The sequence below is a fragment of the Streptosporangium sp. NPDC005286 genome (assembly GCF_040607515.1).
Classification (GTDB): Bacteria; Actinomycetota; Actinomycetes; order Streptosporangiales; family Streptosporangiaceae; genus Streptosporangium.
The window spans coordinates 69,261-89,906 of the sequence record NZ_JBEXGU010000017.1 but is presented as its reverse complement, the minus strand read 5'-3'; the positions used below and the strand labels follow the sequence as shown (position 1 = coordinate 89,906).

The window sequence follows — 20,646 nt, the reverse complement described above, 5'->3', positions numbered from 1 at the left end:
CCGCAGACCAATCCACATGCGGACTCGGCTCATCCACATGCAACGTCCTCGGCAACACCCCCCGCTCCATCGCCACCACCATCTTGATCACACCGCCCACGCCGGCGGCGGCCATGGTGTGGCCGATGTTGGATTTCAGCGACCCCAGCCACAACGGCCGATCGGCCGGCCGGTCCTGCCCATAGGTGGCGAGGATCGCCTGCGCCTCGATCGGATCGCCCAACGTGGTCCCGGTCCCGTGCGCCTCCACCGCGTCCACCTCCGCGGCGGCCAACCCCGCCTCCGCCAGAGCAGCACGAATGACACGCTGCTGCGAAGGACCGCTGGGAGCCGTCAGGCCGTTGGAAGCCCCGTCCTGGTTCACCGCCGTCCCCCGAATCACCGCCAGCACCGGGTGACCCAGACGACGGGCATCGGACAACCTCTCCAGCAGCAGCATCCCGGCGCCCTCGCCCCAGCCGGTCCCATCGGCCGCCGCGGCGAACGACTTACACCGCCCATCGGGCGCCAGCCCCCGCTGTCGCGCGAACTCCACGTACATCCCCGGGGTCGCCATGACCGTGACACCGCCGGCCAGCGCCAGCTCGCATTCACCCCGGCGCAACGCCTGAACGGCCAGATGGATCGCCACCAGCGAGGAGGAACACGCGGTGTCCACCGTGATCGCCGGCCCCTCCAAGCCCAGTGTGTACGCGATGCGGCCGGACGCCACGCTGAGGGTGCTCCCGGTCAGCAGGTAGCCGTCGTAGCCCGCGGTCGGCTCGTGCAAGCGGGGGCCGTACTCGGAGGTCAGAGCTCCGACGAACACCCCTGTCGCGGTGCCGCGCAAGCCGGCCGGGTCGATGCCCGCGTGTTCGAGCGTCTCCCAGGCGACCTCCAGCAGCAACCGCTGCTGCGGATCCATCCCCAGCGCCTCACGGGGCGAGATGCCGAAGAACTCCGCGTCGAACCCATCCGCGTCGTGCAGGAACCCTCCCTCTCGCGCGTACGTGGTTCCGGCGTGATCAGGATCCGGATGGAACAAGGCGTCAAGGTCCCACTCTCGGTTGACGGGAAACGCCCCGAGTGCGTCCACCCCGTCCGCGACCAACCGCCCCAGATCCCGCGCCGAGCGCACCCCGCCCGGATAACGGCAACCGATGCCCACGATGGCGATCGGTTCGCGTGCCCGGTCGGCCGAACGCTGATTGGCCTGCTTCAGCCGCTGGATCTCTTTCAGAGAGCGGCGCAGCGCCTCGACGAGCTCTTCGTCGGATGCCTTCATCTCAACTCTCCGATTCACCCGGCCACGAGGAATAGTCGTGGGCCAGTTCTAGAAGGTCACGGGGGTCCATGGCGTCGATGTCGTCGGTACTCGGAATTCGCACGGTGTCGTGTGCCGGTGAACCGTTGGCGAGGGCCAGCAACTGCTCCATCAGTCCGGTTTCGCGTAGCTTCCACAGCGGAATGGCGGCGAGCGTGGCGCGTACGGCGCTCTCCTCCGGGTCGGCCTCAGCGGTGGGCCCGGCGACCGTGGCGTGCAGGTGGAGCGCGACCGCCTCCGGAGTCGGGTGGTCGAAGATGAGGCTGGAGGGGAGGCGCAGGCCGGTGGCCGTGTTGAGGCGGTTGCGAAGTTCGACCGCGGACAGGGAGTCGAAGCCGACCTCCTTGAACGCGCGGCGGACGTCGACGCCGGCGGAGTCGGCGTGCCCGAGGGTGGCGGCCACGTGACCGCGGACCATGTCGAGCAACAGGCCGTGCTGGGCGACTTCGGTCAGCCCGGCGAGCTGTTCGGCGAGCGAGACGGTGCCTGATGGAGCGGCGGCACCGGCGGTGCGCCGGGCCGGTGTGCGGACCAGCCCCCGCAGCAGCGGCGGCACGGTCCCCTCACGGGCCGCGGCGACCAGCGCCGCCCCGTCGAACTCCGTGAGCAGCAGGAACGGATCGCCGGTCGACAACGCCCTGTCGAACAGGGCGAGCCCGGACTCGGCGGTGAGGGGTTTGAGGCCCGAGCGGGTCATCCGCCGCAGGTCGGTGCTGGTGAGGCCCCCTGTCATACCACTGCCCTGTTCCCACAGTCCCCAGGCGAGGGAGAGGCCGGGCAGGCCACGGGTATGGCGGTGATGGGCCAGGGCGTCGAGGTAGGCGTTGGCGGCGGCGTAGTTGGCCTGCCCGGGGCCGCCCAGCGTACCGAGGGCGGAGGAGAACATGACGAACGCGGTCAGGTCCTGATCGCGGGTGAGCTCGTGCAGGGTCCAGGCCGCCTGGGCCTTCGGGCGCCACACCTCCCAGAACCGCTCCGATGTCAGGGAGCCGATGACACCGTCGCGCAACACGCCCGCGGCGTGGACCACCATGGTCAGCTCGCGTCCGGCGAGCAGGCCGGCCAGAGCGTCGCGGTCGCCGATGTCGGATGCGACGATCTCCACCCGCGCGCCGAGTGCGCCGAGTTCCGCCGCCAGTTCCGAGGCCCCTTCGGCGTCCGGTCCGCGCTGGCTGGTCAGCAGGAGCCTGCGGGCGCCGTGCCGGCGGACGAGGTGCCGGGCCACGAACGAGCCCAGCGTCCCGGTTCCACCGGTGATCAGAACCGTACCCTCCGGGTCGAACGGCGCGGGCACCGTAAGCACGATCTTCCCGACATGACGGGCCTGACTCATGAACCGGAAGGCCTGCGGAGCCTGCCGGATATCCCAGCAGGTCACCGGCAACGGCTGGAGCACTCCCCGTTCGAACAGCCCGACCAGCTCCACGAGCATCCGCTGAACACGATCGGGTTCCAGCCGCAACAGGTCGAACGCCTGGTAGGCGACGCCGGGATGGGCCCTGGCGATCTCATCGGGGTCGCGTAGGTCGGTCTTGCCCATCTCGATGAAACGGCCCCCACGGGGCAGCAGATCGAGGGAGGCGTCGACGAACTCCCGCGCCAGTGAGTTCAGCACCACATCCACACCGCGCCCCCCGGTGGCTCGCCGGAAACGCTGGGTGAAGGCCAGGTCCCGGGTGGAGGCGATCCGCCCGTCGTCCACCCCGAGGCCGCGCAGGATGTCCCACTTGCCGTCGCTCGCGGTCGCGTAGACCTCCGCACCCAGATGCCGGGCCAGCTGGATCGCCGCCATGCCCACACCGCCGGCTCCCGCGTGAACCAGGAGCGATTCCCCCGGCCTCAGTCCGGCCAGGTCCACAAGCCCGTGGAACGCGGTCAGGAACACCACCGGCACCCCGGCCGCCTGTGCGAACGACCAGCCTCCCGGTATCCGGGCGACCAGGCGCTGATCCGTCACCGTCACCGGCCCGGCGCCGTTCGGGAACAACCCCATCACCCGGTCGCCCGGCCGCACTCCCGTGACCTCCGCGCCGACCTCGACGACGACTCCGGCACCCTCCCGGAGCACCCTGCGGTCGGCCAGCATGTCCAGTGCGATGAGCACATCCCGGAAGTTCAGCCCGGCCGCCCGCAGCGCGACACGGACCTGCCCGGGCTCCAGCCCACCGACCAACTCCGGGCGGCCGACCAACGCCAGGGCGTCCAGACCGCCCTGCTCGGTCACCTCCAGCCGCCAGCCGCTCCGCCCCGGCGGCACCAGCGCACCCCTCTGAGCCGGATACGGGACCACCCGTGCCGCCAGCAGCCGCCCCTCACGAACCGCGAGCTGGGACTCGCCTCCCGTCGACGCGGTCCCGATCGCACCCGGCAGCGCGGCGTCCGACGCCTGACGTCCGTCCACGTCGATCAGCGCCAGCCGCTGCGGATTCTCGGTCTGCGCGGTACGGACCAGCCCCCACACCGCGGCCGCCACGTCGCTGACACCCTCGCCGTCAAGCGCCGCGACCGCACCGCGTGTCACCACCACCAGCTGCGACCCGTCGAACCGCTCGTCAGCGAGCCAGCCCCGCACCAGGCTCAGCACGTTTTCGACACGGCCGGCGGCCGCGGAGGCGCTCTCCCAGTTCTTGTCCGCGTCCACCACGGCGACCACCACGCCTGGTCCGGTGGGGACCGGGTGATCGTCGAGCCACGCGCGCAGCTGATCCAGACCGGCGAACCGTCGACCGGACGGAAGGCCGGCAAGCGGCTCCGCCCCCGGGCGGTCCTGCCCGTCGGCGCCGAGCCGTACGACCCCCCAGGTCGAGGTGGTGTCCGAGGCGGTGTTCATCGGCGTCTCGACCGCGTCGATCGGCGTCCAGGCGAGCAGGTGCATCCCCTCGTCACGCCCCTCACCGGCAACGGGACGGTCGAGGAGGCCCAGCTGCTCCGCGCTCACGGGCCGGAGCGTGAGCTCCTCCACCAGCGCGACCGGCGCCCCGCCCGAGTCGGCGCAGACCAGGCTGACGGCGTCAGCGGATGTAGGGGACACCCGGACGCGCAACGTCCGCGCCCCTGTGGCGAACAGGCGCACCCCGCTCCAGGAGAACGGCAATCGTACGGCGTCGGCACCCACGCCGGCTACGAGGATCGTCTGCAGGGCCGCGTCCAGCAGCGCCGGGTGAATTCCGTAGCCGTCGCTGACCACCGGCTCGGGCAGCCGCACCTCGGCGAAGATCTCCTCGCCCCGCCGCCAGACCGCGTGCACCCCCTGAAAAGCCGGCCCATAACCGTATCCCCGCTCGGCCAGCCGCTCGTACGCTCCGTCGAGCGCCATCGCCGTCGCACCTGCGGGCGGCCACACCGCCAGGTGCTCCTCCTTGCCGACGATCAGGGGTGCCAGCACTCCGGAGGCGTTCCGCGTCCACCGGTCCCCGTCCGCCGAGGCCCCGCCCCGGCGAGAATGGATCGTGAACGAGCGCCGCCCCTCATCGCCGGGTCCGGCGATGAGAAGTTGGACGGACACCTGCCCGCCCTCATCCGGCACCGCCAGCGGCGCCTCCAGTGTCAGCTCCTCGATCCCCCCACAGTCCAGACGGTCCGCCGCGTGCAGCGCCAGTTCCGCGAACGCGGCGCCCGGCAGCAGCACCCGGCCCAGCACCGCGTGATCGGCCAGCCACGGGTGCGCGCTTCGCGACAACGAACCCGTGAGGATGACACCGGCGCCGTCGGCCACCTCCACCGCCACGCCCAGCAACGGATGGTCCGCCGCATCCACCCCTGCCCGCGTCACGTCGCCCGCACCGAGGGCGGGAGTCAGCCAGTAGGACCGGCGCTGGAACGCGTACGTCGGCAGATCGCGGCGGCGTCCGGCTCCGAGGAGCGGCATCGGGTCGACCGGCGCGCCGCTGACCCAGGCGTCGGCAAGCGAGGCGCTGAACCGCGCCGGCCCGCCCTCCTGGCGGCGCAGCGACTCGATGACCGCGACGGTGGCTCCCGCGTCGACCGCCGTGTCCTCGATCGCACCGGTCAGCACCGGATGCGGGCTGACCTCGACGAAACGGTCGTGTCCATCCTGGATCAGGGTACGGATCGTACGCTCGAACTCCACACCATGGCGCAGGTTGCGATACCAGTAGCCCGCGTCCAGTCCCGCGGTGTCCAGCACCTCGCCTGTGACGGTGGAGTAGAACGGGATCCGCCCCGCCCGTGGCGCTATCGCGGCGAGCGCTTCGAGGATCGGCTCACGAAGAGCCTCCACGTGCGGGCAGTGAGAGGCGTAGTCCACCGCGACCCTCCGGGCCTGCGCCCCTCTGGCCCGGTAGACGGCCATGATCTCCTCGACCGCGTCCGCGTCCCCCGACACTACGGTGGCGGCCGGACCGTTGACCGTGGCCACCGACAGATGCCCTCGCCAACCGGCCAGTTCCTCGCGGACACGATCAGCCGGCACGCCCAGGAACGCCATGCCACCGGTACCGGCGAGCGCGGTCAGTGCCCGGCTGCGCAGGGCGACGACACGCGCGGCGTCCGCCAAGGACAGGGCTCCCGCGACACACGCCGCGGCGATCTCTCCCTGGGAATGACCGACGACCGCGTCCGGGCGAACGCCATGGGCCTCCCAGTTCCGGGCCAAGGACACCATGACGGCGAACAGGGCGGGCTGCACGACGTCCACACGGGCCAGAGCGCCTGCATCGTGAAGCACCTCATGCAGGTCCCACGGAACGTACGGAGCCAGGGCGTCCGCGCACTCGGCGAGCGCCTCGGCGAAGACCGGTGAGTGTTCGGCCAGTTCGACGGCCATGCCCGCCCACTGAGAGCCCTGCCCGGGAAAGACGAACACCGTCCTGCCGTGCGCGGGCACGCCCTGGCAGACGTTGGGGGCCGCGACTCCCTCGGCCAGCGCGGTCAGGCCGGGGAGGAAGTCCGCGTGTTCGCCTCCCATCACCGCCGCGCGATGCTCGAACACGGCGCGGGCGGTGGCCAGGCTGTAGGCCACGTCGACCGGCCGCAGTTCCGGATCGGCCCGGACGAACTCCGCCAGTCGAGCGGCCTGCGCACGCAGCGCCCCCTCGGACTTGCCCGACAGGAGCCAAGGCAGCGCACGATGCTCCGCTGTGCCCACGTCCGTGGAGTCAGCCGCCGTGGGTTCGGCGACCGACGGCGGCTCCTCCAAGATGAGGTGCGCGTTCGTGCCGCTGATCCCGAAGGACGACACCGCCGCCCGCCGCGGCCGCCCGTACGGGAGCCACGGCCGCGGTTCGGTGAGCAGCGACACGGCCCCACCCGCCCAGTCGACGTGCGGGCTGGGCTCGTCGACGTGCAGGGTCTTGGGCAGGATGCGACGCTTCATCGCCATGACCATCTTGATCACACCGCCGACCCCGGCCGCGGCCTGGGTATGGCCGATGTTGGACTTCATCGACCCCAGCCACAGCGGCTGATCGACCGGCCGGTTCTGGCCATAGGTGGCGATGATGGCCTGGGCCTCGATCGGGTCGCCCACGGTGGTACCGGTGCCGTGGGCCTCCACCGCGTCCACGTCGCCTTCGCCGAGCCCGGCGGCCGTCAGCGCCTGCCTGATCACACGCTGCTGCGACAGCCCGTTCGGCGCGGTCAGACCGTTGCTCGCGCCGTCCTGGTTCACCGCCGATCCCCGGATCACCGCGAGCACCTGGTGACCCAGACGCCGGGCATCGGACAGGCGCTCCATGAGTACGAGAGCGACGCCCTCCCCCCAGGCGGTGCCATCGGCCTGGGCGGCGAAGGGCTTGCACCGGCCGTCGTGGGACAGCCCCCGCTGCATGCTGAACTCGACGAACAATCCGGGGCTGGACAAGACGGCGGCACCACCGGCCAGTGCCATCGAGCATTCGCCCTGACGCAGGGCCTGGGAGGCGAGGTGCATGGCGACCAGGGAGGAGGAGCAGGCTGTGTCGACCGTGATGCTCGGGCCTTCGAAGGCGAACGTGTGCGCGATCCGCCCGGACGCGACGCTGGGCGAGTTCCCGGTCAGCAGGTAACCGTTGTGGCCCTCCGCCGGTTCGTACAGGCGCGGGCCGTACTCCTGGGCTCCGGCGCCGACGAACACCCCGACAGGTGCGCCACGCAGCGTGGCCGGATCGATGCCGGGCCGTTCGAACGCCTCCCAGGCGACCTCCAGCAGCAGCCGCTGCTGGGGATCCATCGCGGCGGCCTCGCGGGGGCCGATCCCGAAGAAGTCGGCGTCGAAGGCGGCGGCGTCGAGGAAACCGCCACGCCGGACATAGGTCCGGCCCGGCACTCCCGGCCGCGGGTCGTACAGCCGGCTCAGATCCCACCCTCGATCGGGCGGGAACGGCCCCGTCGCGTCGACCTCGTCCGCCACCAGCCGCCACAGATCCTCCGGTGAACCGACACCGCCCGGATAACGGCAGGCCATTCCGATGATCGCGATCGGTTCGCCGGCTCTGACCTCCGCGTCCTCGTCTCGCGCTGCTCCCGTGCGGCCGCCGCCCCGCACCGCCTCGCCGAGGTGGCGGGCGAGCGCTTCGGGGGTGGGATGGGCGTAGACGAGCGTGGCATCGCGTCGCAGCCCGGCCGCGTCGGTCAGCCGGTTGCCGAGTTCGACCGCCATGAGCGAGTCGAACCCCAGGTCCTTGAACATCTGCCCGGGCTCGACGGCGTCCGGACCGGCATGGCCCATGACCGCCGCGGTGTGTGCCCGCACGAACTCCAGCAGGACCCGCGGCCGCTCCTCCGCGTTCGCCGCGGTCAGCCGGCCGGAGAGCGGCGAGGTCTCCGTACCGGGGACGTCCGGCGTCCGATCGACCGGCCGGAGCTCGCCGGCCCCGTCCCCCGCCGCCGCGCCGGGCCAGTACGACCGACGCTGAAAGGCATAGGTCGGCAGGCAGACCCGCCGGCCGGCGGTGAGTGTGGTGGTCCAGTCGACCGGTGCGCCGCTGACGTGAGCGTGGGCGAGTGAGGTTCGGAAGCGAGCGGAGCCGCCGTCGTCACGACGCAGTGAGTCGATGACGGCGACAGGGGAATCCGCGTCAGCGGCCGTGTCCATGATCGCGGTGGTCAGTACGGGGTGCGGGCTGATCTCGATGAAGCGGTGGTATCCCGCGGCCAGCAGACCGCGGACCGCGTGTTCGAAGTCGACCGGCCGGCGAAGGTTCCGATACCAGTAGTCGGCGTCGAGCCCGGCGGTATCCATGATCTCGCCGGTGACGGTCGAATGGAAAGGGACCCGGCCAAAAGACGGCTTGATCGAACCGAGCCCGTCGAGGATCGGCTCCCGTAGCACCTCCACATGTGCGCAGTGGGAGGCGTAGTCGACCGCGATGACCCGCGCGTGGACTCCCCTGGCTTGCAGGTCCGCCACTATCTCGGCGACGGCGTCGGCGTCTCCGGACACGACGGTCGCGGCGGGGCCGTTGACGGCGGCGACGGCCAGACGCCCGCGCCGAACGGCCAACTCGCCGCGGACCTCGTCGGCGGGGAGCCCCAGGAAGGCCATCCCACCCGTACCGGCGAGGCGGGTGAGGGCCCGGCTGCGCAGGGCCACGATCCGGGCGGCGTCCGCCAGGCTCACCGCACCGGCGACGCAGGCCGCGGCGATCTCACCCTGGGAATGCCCGACCACGGCCTCGGGGTGCACCCCGTGCGCCTCCCAGTGCCGGGCGAGGGAGACCATCACCGCGAACAGAGCGGGCTGCACGACCTCGACGGACTGGAGGGCGGCGGGATCACGGAGTACCTCACCGAGGTTCCAGCGAACATGTGGAGCCAGGGCCTCGGCGCACTCGTCGAGCGCCCCGGCGAACGCGGCGGAGGCTTCGGAGAGTTCGACGGCCATGCCGGCCCACTGGGACCCCTGGCCGGGGAAGACGAACACGGTCTTGCCGGGCACGGGCGTGCCCCGCACGAGGTTGGGCGTCGCGGCGTCCCCGGCCAGCGCGGTCAGGCCCCGGAGAAGGTCGCCGCGCTCGCTCCCCAACACCACCGCCCGATGCTCGAAGGCGGTACGCGTGGTCGCGAGGCTGTAGCCCAGATCCACGGGACGCAGCCCGGGATCGGCCTCGACGCACTCCGCCAACCGGGCGGCCTGCGCGGCCAACGCCGCCTCCGACCGGCCCGAGACCACCCAGGGCACCACCCCCGGCCCGCCAGGGTCCTCCACGAGGCCGGCCGACGAGGGCTCAGCGACCGGCGGCGCCTCCTCCATGATCACATGAGCGTTGGTACCTCCCATCCCGAACGAGCTGACGCCGGCGATCAGGGGCCGATCCGGATGAGGCCAGGGACCCGAAGCCGTCCGCACGCGCAGATTCAGTTCGTCGAGCGGGATGGCCGGAGAAGGCGATTTGAAGTTCAAACTCGCCGGCAACGTCCGCGCCTCGATGCTCAGGGCGACTTTGAGCAGGCCCACGATTCCGGCGGCCGCCTCCAGATGACCGACATTCGTCTTGACGGACCCGACGACGAGCGGGCTGTCCACCGGGCGAAAGGCGCCTACCGCCGAACCGAGGGCGGCGGCCTCGATCGGATCGCCGCGCCTGGTCCCGGTGCCGTGCAACTCCACGTACTGCACCTGTACGGGCGAGACACCGGCCCGCGCGCACGCGCGCCGCACCACGTCCGCCTGGGCATCGGTGTCGGGCACGGTCAGCCCATCGGTGGCACCGTCGTTGTTCACCGCGCTGCCCCGGATCACGCAGTAGATCCGGTCCTCGTCCGCCAACGCGCGAGCCAGCGGCTTGAGCACGACGACGACCCCGCCCTCGCCGCGTACGAACCCGTTCGCGCGGGCATCGAAGGTGAAACAACGGCCATCCGCGGACAGACCACCGAACCTTGCCGCAGCCAGGGTCCCCTCCGGCAGGATGTCGAGGTTCACCCCGCCCACCAGCGCGAGAGCCGACTCCCCGCTCCGCAGGCTCTCGACCGCCAGATGGACGGCGACCAGGGACGAAGCCTGCGCGGCGTCCACCGTCAGGCTGGGCCCCCGCAACCCCAGGGCGTACGACACGCGATTGGCGATGAGGCCCCGGTTCAGCCCCGTCAGGGTGTGCTGAGAGATGGCGGCGGTTCCCTGCCGATCCAGCAACCGGGCGTACTCATCCCCTGTCGCCCCGACGAAAACCGCCGTCCGGCTACCGGCCAGGGATGCGGGGAGGATGCCCCCGTCTTCGAGCGCCTCCCAGGCCAGCTCCAGCATCAACCGCTGCTGGGGATCCATGACGACGGCCTCACGGGGCGAAATCCCGAAAAAGCCCGCGTCGAACTCGGCGACCCCGTCGAGGAATCCACCGTGCCGGACACCCGCGTGATCCGGAGAGGCGTCATCTCCCGGCTCAATGTCCCACCGGCCCTCGGGCACGGGCGTCAGTGCGTCCACACCATCCCGGAGCAACCGCCAGAACGCCTCCGGATTCGGCGCCTTGGGAAGCCGGCAGGACACTCCGACGATCGCGATCCGCTCATCGGAATTGCTCGTTGGATTACGTACCGTCTCGTCGGCGCGCACAGGAAATGGTCCTTCCGCAGGGTAAGCAGACGTATGAATCCGAGACGCGTCGCATGCTCAGCTGTCGTAGGGGACGTCATCCAGGGGGTACACGCCAAGGGCCGAAAACAGTGGTGCCTTTGCTGGAGATGTGAAACGCCGCCACAGGAGTACAGAAGTCGCTCGGCGTCCGTCCCGCCGTGTCGGCAGGAAGGGGCAGATCGACGACAGCCGGTGGAAGCGGTCGTGGGGAAGGCCGGCCGGTTTTCCGGGGTGTGGGGGACGCCCGCGCAGGCACCCCACAGATACCGACCGACTACGGCAGGGACGAGACGACGGCGTCGCGTCAGTCGAAGTTGAGCCGGTCGACGTTCGGGGCCATGCCACCGGTGACGGCGGCGGGCTCGCCGTCGTCGAGCCGGCGAGCGGTCATGTCGAAGTCGGTCATCTCGGAGGAGCCCTTTCCCCGATTGGAATGTGCTCGCTCAAAATCACAGAGGCCACTTGTGAAACTCTTGGGGATCACTGTGGTCGCCCAGCTCAGTGGTGTTGAGGCCGTACCGTCCCGCCCGGCGACCAGCCACTGCGTAGTGTCCGCCGCACGCCATCAGGTCCGCACGGCATCCGTGCTCGGCGACGCCATACGAGTCGCGTGCCCCCGATGTACTCCCCGCGCTTCCACGTCGCTCATTGACATGTGCGGGGCACCGTCGCGGAGGACGGTGTCAGCATGAGCCGCGGCGTGATCTACGAACAGATCCGGTCCGGACGTTCCCGCGCCGGTCCGCTTCCTGGCCGCACTCGACAACGTGGTGCTCGCCCACGCCGATCGGACCCGCCTGATAACCGACGAGCAGCGCAAGCACACCATCGCCGAGGCGGCGATGACCGTGGACGGCTTCGTGCGCGGACTCTGGGCCATCAAACGCGACAAGGAGGGTACGGCGACGTTGGTCGTCAAGCTTTTCGAACCTCTGGGAAGACGCGACGAGGCCGCCGCGACCGAGGAGGGCATCCGCCTGCTGCGCTTCGCGGCCGCAGACGCCGGCAGCCACGACATCCGCTTCCACTCCGTCGACGGCGCCCACTGATCTCAGACGACGCCCGCGAGCATGGCCGACTCGGCCTTTCACGAAAGAACCCGGCCCCAGCCCGACTCGCTCGAAGGTGCCGTAAAGCGCCTCCCCCGAGAGCGTGAGGAGCGCTTTCGCCGATGACAGCGCCACCTCGATCCGTGTCCGACCGCCGGACCCGCCCCCGTCGTAACCGTGACCGGCCCGGCGGGTGCGGGAGAGCCGCTCAGAAGTAACGAGAGCTGAGGTCGGTGGTGGGCCAGGTGGTGACCTTGCCGATCTCGGCGTTGATCTGCGGGCTCAGCACGTCGAAGTCGAGGCTGCCGCTCTCCTCCCGGCGGTTGAACAGCGCGGCGTAGGTGAAGCCGTTCTGCAGCCGGGCCAGATAGGTGTAGCTGCCGGGCAGCGAGCCGTCGTGCCAGGTGTTGAGGTGCCCGGTCACCTGGCGCACCCACCAGCCCGCGCCGTACCAGGAACCGCTCGAGGTGACGCCGATCTCCGGCTTGGCGAACATCTTGCCGATGGAGGTCGCGTTGAGCACCGGACCGGCCGCGTTGAAGATCCCGGCGAACCTGACCAGGTCCACCGCGGAGGCCAGCCAGCCGCCGCCGGGGCCACGGTTGGTCATGCTGAAGCCGCCGTACGGGGTGGGTACCACGGCGCCCGTAGGATCCGTGACGGTCTTACTGGTGAAACGCGACTCATAGAACACCTCGCCGGGCGCGGCCTCGGCGCGGAGCGTACGACCGAGCTTCAACCGGGTGATGCCGACGGGCGCCAGCAGCTTCTGCTTGACGTAGGACTCGTAGCTCTGACCGGAGACCTTCTCGACGATCCGGCCGAGCAGCATGTAGCCGTAGTTGCTGTACGCGTAGCGGCTGCCGGGGGCGAAGTCGAGCGGGCGGCTGCTCGCATACGCGATGATGTGGTCCTGGGTGATCGGCAGCGGTACGCCGAGTGCGCCGGCGATCACGTGGTCCAGATACAGATAGTCCTTCGAGATGGCGCTGTCCCAGCCGCCGGTGTGCTGCAGCAGCCGTAGTACCGTCACACTGGCCAGCCGGGGATCCGCCGCGGTGGACAGGCCGAGCAGGCCGGCCACCGAGGCGCCCAGGGTTAGCTTGCCGTCCTGGACCAGGCGCATGATGGCGGTGGCGGTGATGTGCTTGCTCAGGCTCGCGATCCGGAAAAGCGAGGTGGGCGACACCACGGGGACGGCCCGGCCGTCGCTGGAGTACCGGTAACCACGCGCCAGGACGAGCTTGCCGTTCTTGACGATGGCAAGCTGAGCACAGGAGATGTCGCGCTCAGTGATGTAGGTCTTCAGGACCCGGTCGAACCCGGCGAGCGCGGCGGGCGCGACCCCGGACACCTCCACCGCCGGGGCGCTGCTAGCCCGCACAGGCGACGCGCCGAACACGGCTGCGGGTACCATCGCGGTACTCGCCTGAAGAAAGCTTCGCCTGCTGAGCAGCGTCACATGGACTCCTTGAATCGGCGGTTCAAAAAGGCTCTGGATACCGGTAGCGGATCTTAGGATGCATTTTTGACTTACGCCAATCAGGACTTTTCGGGGCGCCGTATGTAGAAGACCTCCTCCAGCAGGCCGTTGACGACGAACACCACCGCGAAGGTGACCGGCAGCGTGACGGGGTCGACAGTCGGCGCGTAGTCGCCGGGTGGCACGGAGCAATCCTGGACCCGCAAGTCCCGACGCACGCCGGCCATGCCGCGGCGTTGCGTGGACGCTCTCAAGCTTCACCGTGAGCACCAGGACGTGGCCCGCAAGGCAGCAGGGAAGAGCTGGCAGGACAACGACCTCGTGTTCGCGTCCAAGGTCGGCACGGAACTAGACGCGCACAACGTCCGGCGCTCGTTCCGGTCCGTACTCAAGAAGGCCGACCTGAACGAGAAGGAGTGAACGCCCATGAGATGCGCCACAGCTTCGTCTCGCTGCTGTCGGACTCCGATATCCCCCTGGAAAACATCTCCCGCCTGGTCGGCCACCGCAACACCTCGATGACGGAGACCGTCTACCGCAAGCAGTTCCGCCAGGTGCTTCTCGAAGGAGCTGAGGCTATGGATCAGCTCTTTCCAGACCTGTGAACGGTACGGGATCATCTGTGCCCATTAACGTCGAGATTTTCGAAGGGACGCTGTGAACGGTCACCGCATGCTCTATCTGGTTCCGCTGCTCCTCGGCTGGCTGGTCCTGCTGTGCGGCAGCTTCATGATGGCGCTTGCGTCGGGGAGCGGTGATGGCACCGAGATGTCGCTCGTCATCATGGTCGCGGCTTTCGGCCTGGCGTTCCTTCTGACGGCGGTGGTGATGGCGATCACCGAACTGACCTCAGCGATCAAGCACAGCAGGTAGTCACCCAGTTGGTCACTCAGCAACGCAAAAGGCCGTTCCCGACTGATCGGAAACGGCCTCTGACCTGGTGGGGTGTTCACGAGTTAGGGGGACCTGGGGCGGAAAAGCACCGGCCGACCCGGTGATGCTGCACCTGATCGCACACGAGTACGCCCACCACGTGCAGAACCTCACCGGCATGTGGACCGCCTACAAAGACATGCCGGCCCGCACCAAGACGCAGGCGCTGGCGCAGAGCCGCCGCCTGGAGCTGCAGGCCGACTGCCTGGGAGCGGTGTTCATGGCCAGCGTCTGGTCGTCGCAGAACTACCGGGGCGAGGACTGGAAGGAGGTCGTGGACCACTACCGGGGCAGCGGCGATGAGAAGGTCAACAAGGAACGCAGTCACGGCACGGGCAAGAACCGGGCCGCCTGGCTGCAGCGAGGCTTCGCCGGCGCTTCCCCTGCCGCGTGCAACACCTGGACCGCACCGGCGTCCCGCGTCGCCTGACGGGTTCCTTCCACCGCAGGTCACTGACAGACAAGCCCGAGTCCTCGCTGTGGACTCGGGCTTTCTGCGTTCCTCGCCGACACCGAAGACATCAACGGCAGGATCAAGGGCCACCACATCGATCTCGGCGACCCCAGGAACCGGCTCGCGCACGGCCTCGTGGCCCAAACGCTGCTGACCACGCTCATGGTCTGCCTGGCCAACCAGCACATCCTGCTCAGCCGGCGGCAAGTCCACGACCGCCCCGAGGAGCCCGCACCTCAGGACACGACAACGCCTGACGAGCACGACCTCGCCCCGCCCAAAGCCGACAGCAGACCACCGCCTCGCGAGTGATCCGCCCCGCCACCAACCGCACAACGCCACGACGACCGTTGGGTTTCGCACGCCCACCGGCCGGTCCCACACGCGCTCACAGCGGTCCACCACCACCAGCGCCCTCCGCCACGGCCACCGCACGAGCCGAAATCAGCCCGCCCAGCGACCACAGGACCTCGGAAACGATGAAACCCCGTCCGATCAAGCGATCGGACGGGGCCGTGGAGTGGAACTCGATCATCGTTTGCTGAGCGGGCGCGAAGCACATGGCAGTGATCTCCGCGGGCGCGTGACCCGTGGAGATCACTGCCCAGCGGCTACGGTCCGGCCGGCCAGTGGTCCGATGCCGCTGAGACGGCGTGGATCGTCAGCCCACCGGACCGTTGATCACAATGTTGTCGACCGTCATGGCACCGCTGTTGTGGACGCCCCAGATGAGGTGATAGTCGTCGAACGCACCGGTGGTGAACGTCAACGACCTGCTTTTCACCCCGGAGACGGTGGACTCGGTCCACATCCCGCCCCACCGGTCCTGGTTATATCCCCCGGTGGGGGTCCGCGCCAGGAAGTAGTTCTCGACCTGGGAGTTCGCAGGCCCGAGAATCCGGTACCGGTAGGTCACCGTGTAGGTCGTCGAGCGCTTCAGCTTCAGCTTGGTCCTGTTCGAGTACAGGAACTCCGTCCACTCCCAGCCGGGCAGGCCCTGACCGTAGGCCGAGAAGGTTCCCGACACCACCTGGGACTTGTCCGAGGTGATCCGCATGGCCTGGTCGACGCCTCCCGAAGTGGAGTAGGCGGTCTTGTCGTACGAGCCCGACTCGAAGTTCTCCCCGATACAGCGGCACGGCCCAGAGGAGCCGTCGTAGTTCATCTTCCACTCCACCTTGCCTCCGAGAGGACCGGCACGGCCGATGTTCGTCGGCTTGACGGTGATCTTCTGGTCATCGAAGGCGGCGGGAATCGTCGTCTCGAACCCATGGGAATCGCCATACTCCGGATGGGCATCACGGATGTCGGTACGGAGCTGGAAGGCTGAGGCCGTCTTGACCAGCTTGCCGTCCGCGAAGATCGAGACCTCTACCGGCGAGCGGGTGTCGGGGTCGATCGCCCAGCCCTTGACCAGGATGTTCTCGCCCTGCCAGCGCACTTCGTCCAGCGCCCCGAACGGATCGTGCCGGGAGTTCTGGGTCATGCAGCCAAGCTGTTTCCCCACCCCTCCAGAGTCGGCGTTCACACAGAGCTCGCTGGGGGTGCCTTCGAGTCCGTCATGCTTGATCCACACTTCCCAGCCATGATTGGGGCCGAACGTGGGGAAAGCCTGGGCGATGTCGGGGCGCGGCAGGGCGGCGCTGTAGCCGCGGAAAAACTCTTGCTTGTCCCGGAATCCACTGAATGTCGCGTAGGAGGCGGTATAAGGATCGATCATCCAGCCGCCGATCACGGAGTACGCGCCCGATGCGACGACCGCGAGAGGAATCCGGTACTCGACGGCGCCGAACGCCCGGGAGTCGAACTCGATGCATCCGAGATCGGTGACCTTGGTGGTGGTGTAGAACGCCGATACGCAAACCTGGTGCAGCCCTCTGGTCGGTGGGATCTGGACGTCGAAGTTGAACCCGTGCGCGTCGCCGTAGGGGGTGCCCGGCCTCGGGGTGTTGGCCCAGCTTGTGACCTGCGCCTGTCCTGATGTGCCGCCGATCACTTGGACGGTCTTGGCGGGGTAGGCGCTGTTCGCGGCCCATCCCTTGACGCGGATCCGTCCTCCCGCTTCCAGGGTCGCCTCCTCGAGTTTTCCCACCACCGTGTTGGTTACCGGGCCAGTGGTGGGTGCGGCGGCGGGCTGCTGCGGGAGCTTGAGGAAGCCGTCGGGAGTCCGGTCCAGCCGCCGCGTCTTCGGTGGTTCGACCTTCCGCGTGCCCGACAGGTCGGGGAGTTGGACGCGGTCGAGCTCGTTCGGCGTGTAGGGCGTGAACTTCTCCTTTTTCTTCGCCTTCTCCTTTTTCTTTGTCCCCGGCTCCGGCTCCTTGACCGTATCCGCGAGGTTCCCCGCAGATACGGTCAGCGCCGGCGCGTTGGCGAGTGTGCCTCCGGCGGCCTGCGCCGGTGGCGCCATCGGGAGGAGCAGGAGCGCACACAGCACGCTCGCCGCTCGCAGGGCATTGGTTCCTCTTCGCATGGTCATTCCTCTGACTCCCTGGACGGGATGAGATGGGGAACAGACGTCGGTGGGGCGAATGAAGGCCACGGACCGCGCATCCGGGTTGTCATGTGGACGGGTTCCATCCAGGGGCTCCGTCCGGTCTCTTTCATCGGGTGGAGGGACGGGTCATGGTGTCGTAGGTTTCGAGGAGTTTGTGGGCGGTGGTGACGGGGGCGAGGGTTTCGGTGTAGCTGTTTTGTTTGAGGTTCTTGGAGTGGTGGTCGTAGCGCAGGCGCAGGGCGTCGGCGGTGTGGTAGGCGAAGGCCGTGATGGTGTTGGCCAGCGGGTCCTGGCTCCACCGGGCGACGGGCAACTGGTTCTTGTACCAGGTCAGACAGTTGGTCAGCCAGGCGTGCTGCTGGCCGGCGAAGGGGTTGAGAGTGGCGGCGCAGGCCGTGTCGGAGGTGGCGGCGCAGGAGTTGTAGGCGCTTTGCGCCGTGCGGAAGATGGTGGTGATGGTGGTGTCGCCGGGGGTGTCGGCGGGCAGGCGTTCGGCGCCGTGCAACAGGACCTGCAGGAGTTCGTCGTCGTTGAGAGCGGTGGGGAACCCGGCCGCGGTGTAGGCCTGCAGCAGGCGCAGAGCGGTGGTGAGGTCGGCGTTGGCCTGGAAGAGAGGCTTGCCGGGGGTGGTCAGCTCAGTGACGACGGCGTCGTAGTAGCCCTTTTGCCGCCCGGTCAGGAACCGGGCGACCTGGGTGCGAACGGCCTGCTGGGGCTCGGGGTATTCGGTGAGGGTGGCGGTTTCGGCGAAGGACTGCTGATAGCCGCCACTGACCCAGCGATCAAGGTAGTACTGGCTGGGGTTGCAGGCCGACGGGGGTTCGGGACTGGAGTCGGGTCTGCGGCAGACGCCGGGCACCTCCCAGGTCTTGGTCCAGGTGCGCAGCGTCTGAGGCGGATTCGGAGGCTGGCCGGAGGCGCTGGGCCAGGTGATGCGCAGGTGCATGGTGACCGACAGGGTCGAGGTGATGGGGTCGTCGGTGAAGGCGACCTGGTGGCAGTAGCCCAGGGTGGGCCGGGAGCCTTCGGGGAAGGCGTATCGGGCCATGGGGATGGCGTTGCCGCTGTAGGTGACGTTGGCGGGCCGTTGGAGGTTGAGGATCGGGCCCTGCCCGGAGCTGCCGGTGCAGAACGGCACGGTGTTGGGAGGTGCGGGCTGGGTGGCGATGGCCTGGTCGGCGGTGCCGAAGAGCTTGTAGTCCTTGTTGTCGACGGCCTGTTTCTGCAATGGCAGCAGAGCCGCGTTGAAGTCGGTGGCGGCGTTCTTGTAGTCCTCGACGAGCCCGGTGTAGAGCTTGTTGGTGTGGGACCCGTCGGGGTTGGGAGTGGAGGCGGGCCTGCTCAGTGCGCCGACGGCGGCGTCGATGTCGAGGCCGGCGGCGACGAGGTCGGCGGTGCGCTGGGGATTCATCTGAGCGGCGTAGGCGGGGTTTTCCGCGGCGAGCTGGCGGTAGCCGGTGGCCATCGACAGCCAGACCGCGGCGTTGGGGATCTTCTCGGCGTCACCGGCCGACACGCTGGCGGGCCATCCATACCTACGGTTGCCGTACCAGGTCAAGAACCCGGTCGCACCACCGGTCTCCTCATACAGATCCAGCACGGCCACCGGGTCGTTTTCATGGGTGGGGTAGCTGCCCTTGCCAGGCACGAACGGAACCTCCCGCGCCTGCGACACCCCAGCGAAATGAACCCATTTCTCAGCCTCGTCGTATTCGGCGAACGACGCGACGGGCTTACCGCTTGACCGCCTCAGGTGCCGGTTGAGCGCCGTGCGGGCCTCCTGCAGGGCGCCGTTCTGCAGGGACCTGATGATCTCGCTCGACCAGGTGTCCACCTTCTGCTCGATGGTGTGGAGCTGGCCCTGGATCTGGGTGAGCTGGGCGATCGACACCTGCTGCAGTTTCAGGACCTCGTCGAACTTGCCCAGCATCTCGGTGTAGATGACGTTGAGATTCTTGTTCACGGCGTCGAACTGCTTGTACATGACGGTCTGGAGTGTGACCACCTCCTGGCGGAGCTTGCCGAGCTCGGTCAGGATCTGCATCTCTATGCTCGGCTGACCGGCCTGGAAGAGCGGGAGCAGGGCTCCGATCGCACCGAGGATGTTCCCGGTGAGCACCACCGACCCCAGGGAGAAGAGGGCGTCCTGCAATCCCTTCCCGGCGATCTTCGGGAGATAGTCGTTGATGGCGCTCGCGACCTTGATGGCCGCCTCGCCGAGGTACTTCACCCTCCTGCCGCTCTCCTTGTCGGCGAAGTCCACGACGCTGACGAGCCCTTTGAGTCCCTGCTCGACGTGCTTGATGTACTTTCCGCGTTGCCCGGCGCTCTCCTGCGCCCGTTCGAAGGCGGACTTGCAGTCGGCCAGGGCATCCGTGCGGATGGCGGCTCCGGGCGCGCAGGGCGGTTCCGCGGGAGCGGAGGTGCTCCAGAGGAACGCGCCGTCGTACGTGCTCTGCAACTCGTCGATCGCCTCGACCGCGTCCTTGATGATCTTGTTGTTCGCCGCCAGCAGGACGCCCAGCCTCTTGTCGACCTCCTGCTGCCATCTGGGGTCGCCCGGGGAGTACTTGAGAATCTCGCTGAGCCCGACCACCTCGTTGAGCTCGGCGTCCGCCAGGAAATCCGCGGTCGTCGCACCGGCGGTGATACCGGATCGGACACCGACCTGGGAGTTCCAGACCCGCACCGCGGGGTGATCCACACCCAGGTCCAGCGCCACCTTCCGTATCCGGCCCGCACCGGCGAGGCTCACCTCGTCCAGGAGAATGGAGGTCTCCTGGTCGGTGTACCGCTGCGCGGCGAGCGCGTCCGACCAGGTGTCGTACCGCGAGATCGGCGAGATGACCAGGTCGCGCAGCGCATTCTTGACGGTGGCGGCGACCCCCTCCATTCCCGGAACCCGCGCACCCACCTCGGCGATCCTGGACATGAGGTCCACGCTGTCCTTCGCGTCGGCCTCCGAGCCGAGTTTCTGGTCGATCTGTTCCGAGGCGGCCTGAAGCCGGCTGAGATACTGCTCCTCGGTCAGCCCCGGCGAGGTGAGCGCGAGTGTCCCCAGATACTCGCTGAGCAGACTGTCCCTGTACGGCTTCGGGCTCTTGAGGTGCGTGGCCGTCGCGTGCAGCCTGGTGTTCAAAGCCTCCTGTTGCGCCGGCGACGGATCGGCGTACACAGGGGGGGCGAACGTTGCATGTGTCAGGCTCGTGGTGAGCACGACGGTCATCACCGTCGCGACCAGCCGGCTCAGCCGGGACACCCGTCCCCGACGTTGTGGGCGGTCAATTTTTCTCCATCTCGACCTCACTGAGGGTCCTCTCGCATAGATGTCGGCCGGGGGAGCCCGGCCGGAGTGAACTCGGCGATGGGGAGGCCACCTGTCCGAGGTCGCGCCGCGAGAGCTCGGGGCTACGGCC

At 68.9% G+C, this 20,646-nt stretch carries 11 protein-coding genes and 1 pseudogene; 6 read left to right on the top strand and 6 right to left on the bottom strand.

Translation table 11 applies throughout. The annotated features are described in order from the left end of the window. Both ABZU75_RS09570 and ABZU75_RS09565 read right to left on the bottom strand, forming a co-directional pair. Positions 1-1,264: beta-ketoacyl synthase N-terminal-like domain-containing protein (locus ABZU75_RS09570; protein WP_355551288.1), on the bottom strand; the 1,264-nt coding region annotated here is incomplete at its 3' end. Between the two features lies 1 nt (position 1,265). Further along, the gene (locus ABZU75_RS09565) at positions 1,266-10,796 is read right to left on the bottom strand and encodes a type I polyketide synthase (RefSeq protein WP_355551286.1); all 9,531 of its coding nucleotides are present in this window, start codon (positions 10,794-10,796) and stop codon (positions 1,266-1,268) included. A gap of 749 nt (positions 10,797-11,545) precedes the next feature. On the opposite strand from ABZU75_RS09565, the pseudogene ABZU75_RS09560 reads away from it, so the two are divergent. Next, a pseudogene (locus tag ABZU75_RS09560) lies at positions 11,546-11,866 on the top strand (crosslink repair DNA glycosylase YcaQ family protein); the annotation flags it as partial. Between the two features lie 208 nt (positions 11,867-12,074). Here the strand turns inward: ABZU75_RS09560 and ABZU75_RS09555 are convergent. Both ABZU75_RS09555 and ABZU75_RS09550 read right to left on the bottom strand, forming a co-directional pair. After that, positions 12,075-13,220, bottom strand: a complete 1,146-nt coding sequence (locus ABZU75_RS09555) for a serine hydrolase domain-containing protein (protein ID WP_355551284.1) — start codon at positions 13,218-13,220, stop codon at positions 12,075-12,077. A 188-nt stretch (positions 13,221-13,408) separates the two neighbouring features. Continuing rightward, complete coding sequence (locus ABZU75_RS09550) at positions 13,409-13,534, bottom strand: hypothetical protein (protein WP_355551282.1); 126 nt, start codon at positions 13,532-13,534, stop codon at positions 13,409-13,411. A gap of 55 nt (positions 13,535-13,589) precedes the next feature. On the opposite strand from ABZU75_RS09550, the gene ABZU75_RS09545 reads away from it, so the two are divergent. From ABZU75_RS09545 to ABZU75_RS09525, 5 genes are all read left to right on the top strand, one after another. Next, on the top strand, positions 13,590-13,769 hold the full coding sequence (locus ABZU75_RS09545) for a hypothetical protein (protein ID WP_355551280.1): 180 nt from the start codon (positions 13,590-13,592) through the stop codon (positions 13,767-13,769). After that, entirely contained in the window at positions 13,766-13,954 is a 189-nt protein-coding gene (locus tag ABZU75_RS09540) for a tyrosine-type recombinase/integrase (RefSeq protein ID WP_355551278.1), read from the top strand. Before ABZU75_RS09545 ends, ABZU75_RS09540 begins: the two co-directional genes overlap by 4 nt. A 67-nt stretch (positions 13,955-14,021) precedes the next feature. Then, positions 14,022-14,222, top strand: a complete 201-nt coding sequence (locus ABZU75_RS09535) for a hypothetical protein (RefSeq protein WP_355551276.1) — start codon at positions 14,022-14,024, stop codon at positions 14,220-14,222. Between the two features lie 124 nt (positions 14,223-14,346). Further along, a complete protein-coding gene (locus ABZU75_RS09530) occupies positions 14,347-14,712 on the top strand; it encodes a neutral zinc metallopeptidase (RefSeq protein WP_355551274.1) in 366 nt (121 codons plus the stop codon). 159 nt (positions 14,713-14,871) lie between these two features. Beyond that, complete coding sequence (locus ABZU75_RS09525; protein WP_355551272.1) at positions 14,872-15,048, top strand: hypothetical protein; 177 nt, start codon at positions 14,872-14,874, stop codon at positions 15,046-15,048. A 349-nt stretch (positions 15,049-15,397) separates the two neighbouring features. On the opposite strand, the gene ABZU75_RS09520 is transcribed toward ABZU75_RS09525, so the two are convergent. Together ABZU75_RS09520 and ABZU75_RS09515 are read right to left on the bottom strand one after the other, a co-directional pair. Then, positions 15,398-17,206 (bottom strand): hypothetical protein, encoded by a 1,809-nt coding sequence (locus tag ABZU75_RS09520; protein WP_355551270.1) that lies wholly within the window; start codon positions 17,204-17,206, stop codon positions 15,398-15,400. A gap of 130 nt (positions 17,207-17,336) precedes the next feature. Next, the gene (locus tag ABZU75_RS09515; protein ID WP_355551268.1) at positions 17,337-20,369 is read right to left on the bottom strand and encodes a hypothetical protein; all 3,033 of its coding nucleotides are present in this window, start codon (positions 20,367-20,369) and stop codon (positions 17,337-17,339) included. Between the last annotated feature and the right edge of the window lie 277 nt (positions 20,370-20,646).

Bases quoted from the DNA above. Each gene is read 5' to 3' on its own strand.
- ABZU75_RS09535 (WP_355551276.1), top strand. From the start codon at position 14,022: ATGCTCTATCTGGTTCCGCTGCTCCTCGGCTGGCTGGTCCTGCTGTGC.
- ABZU75_RS09530 (WP_355551274.1), top strand. From the start codon at position 14,347: ATGCTGCACCTGATCGCACACGAGTACGCCCACCACGTGCAGAACCTC.
- ABZU75_RS09520 (WP_355551270.1), bottom strand. From the start codon at position 17,206: ATGCGAAGAGGAACCAATGCCCTGCGAGCGGCGAGCGTGCTGTGTGCG.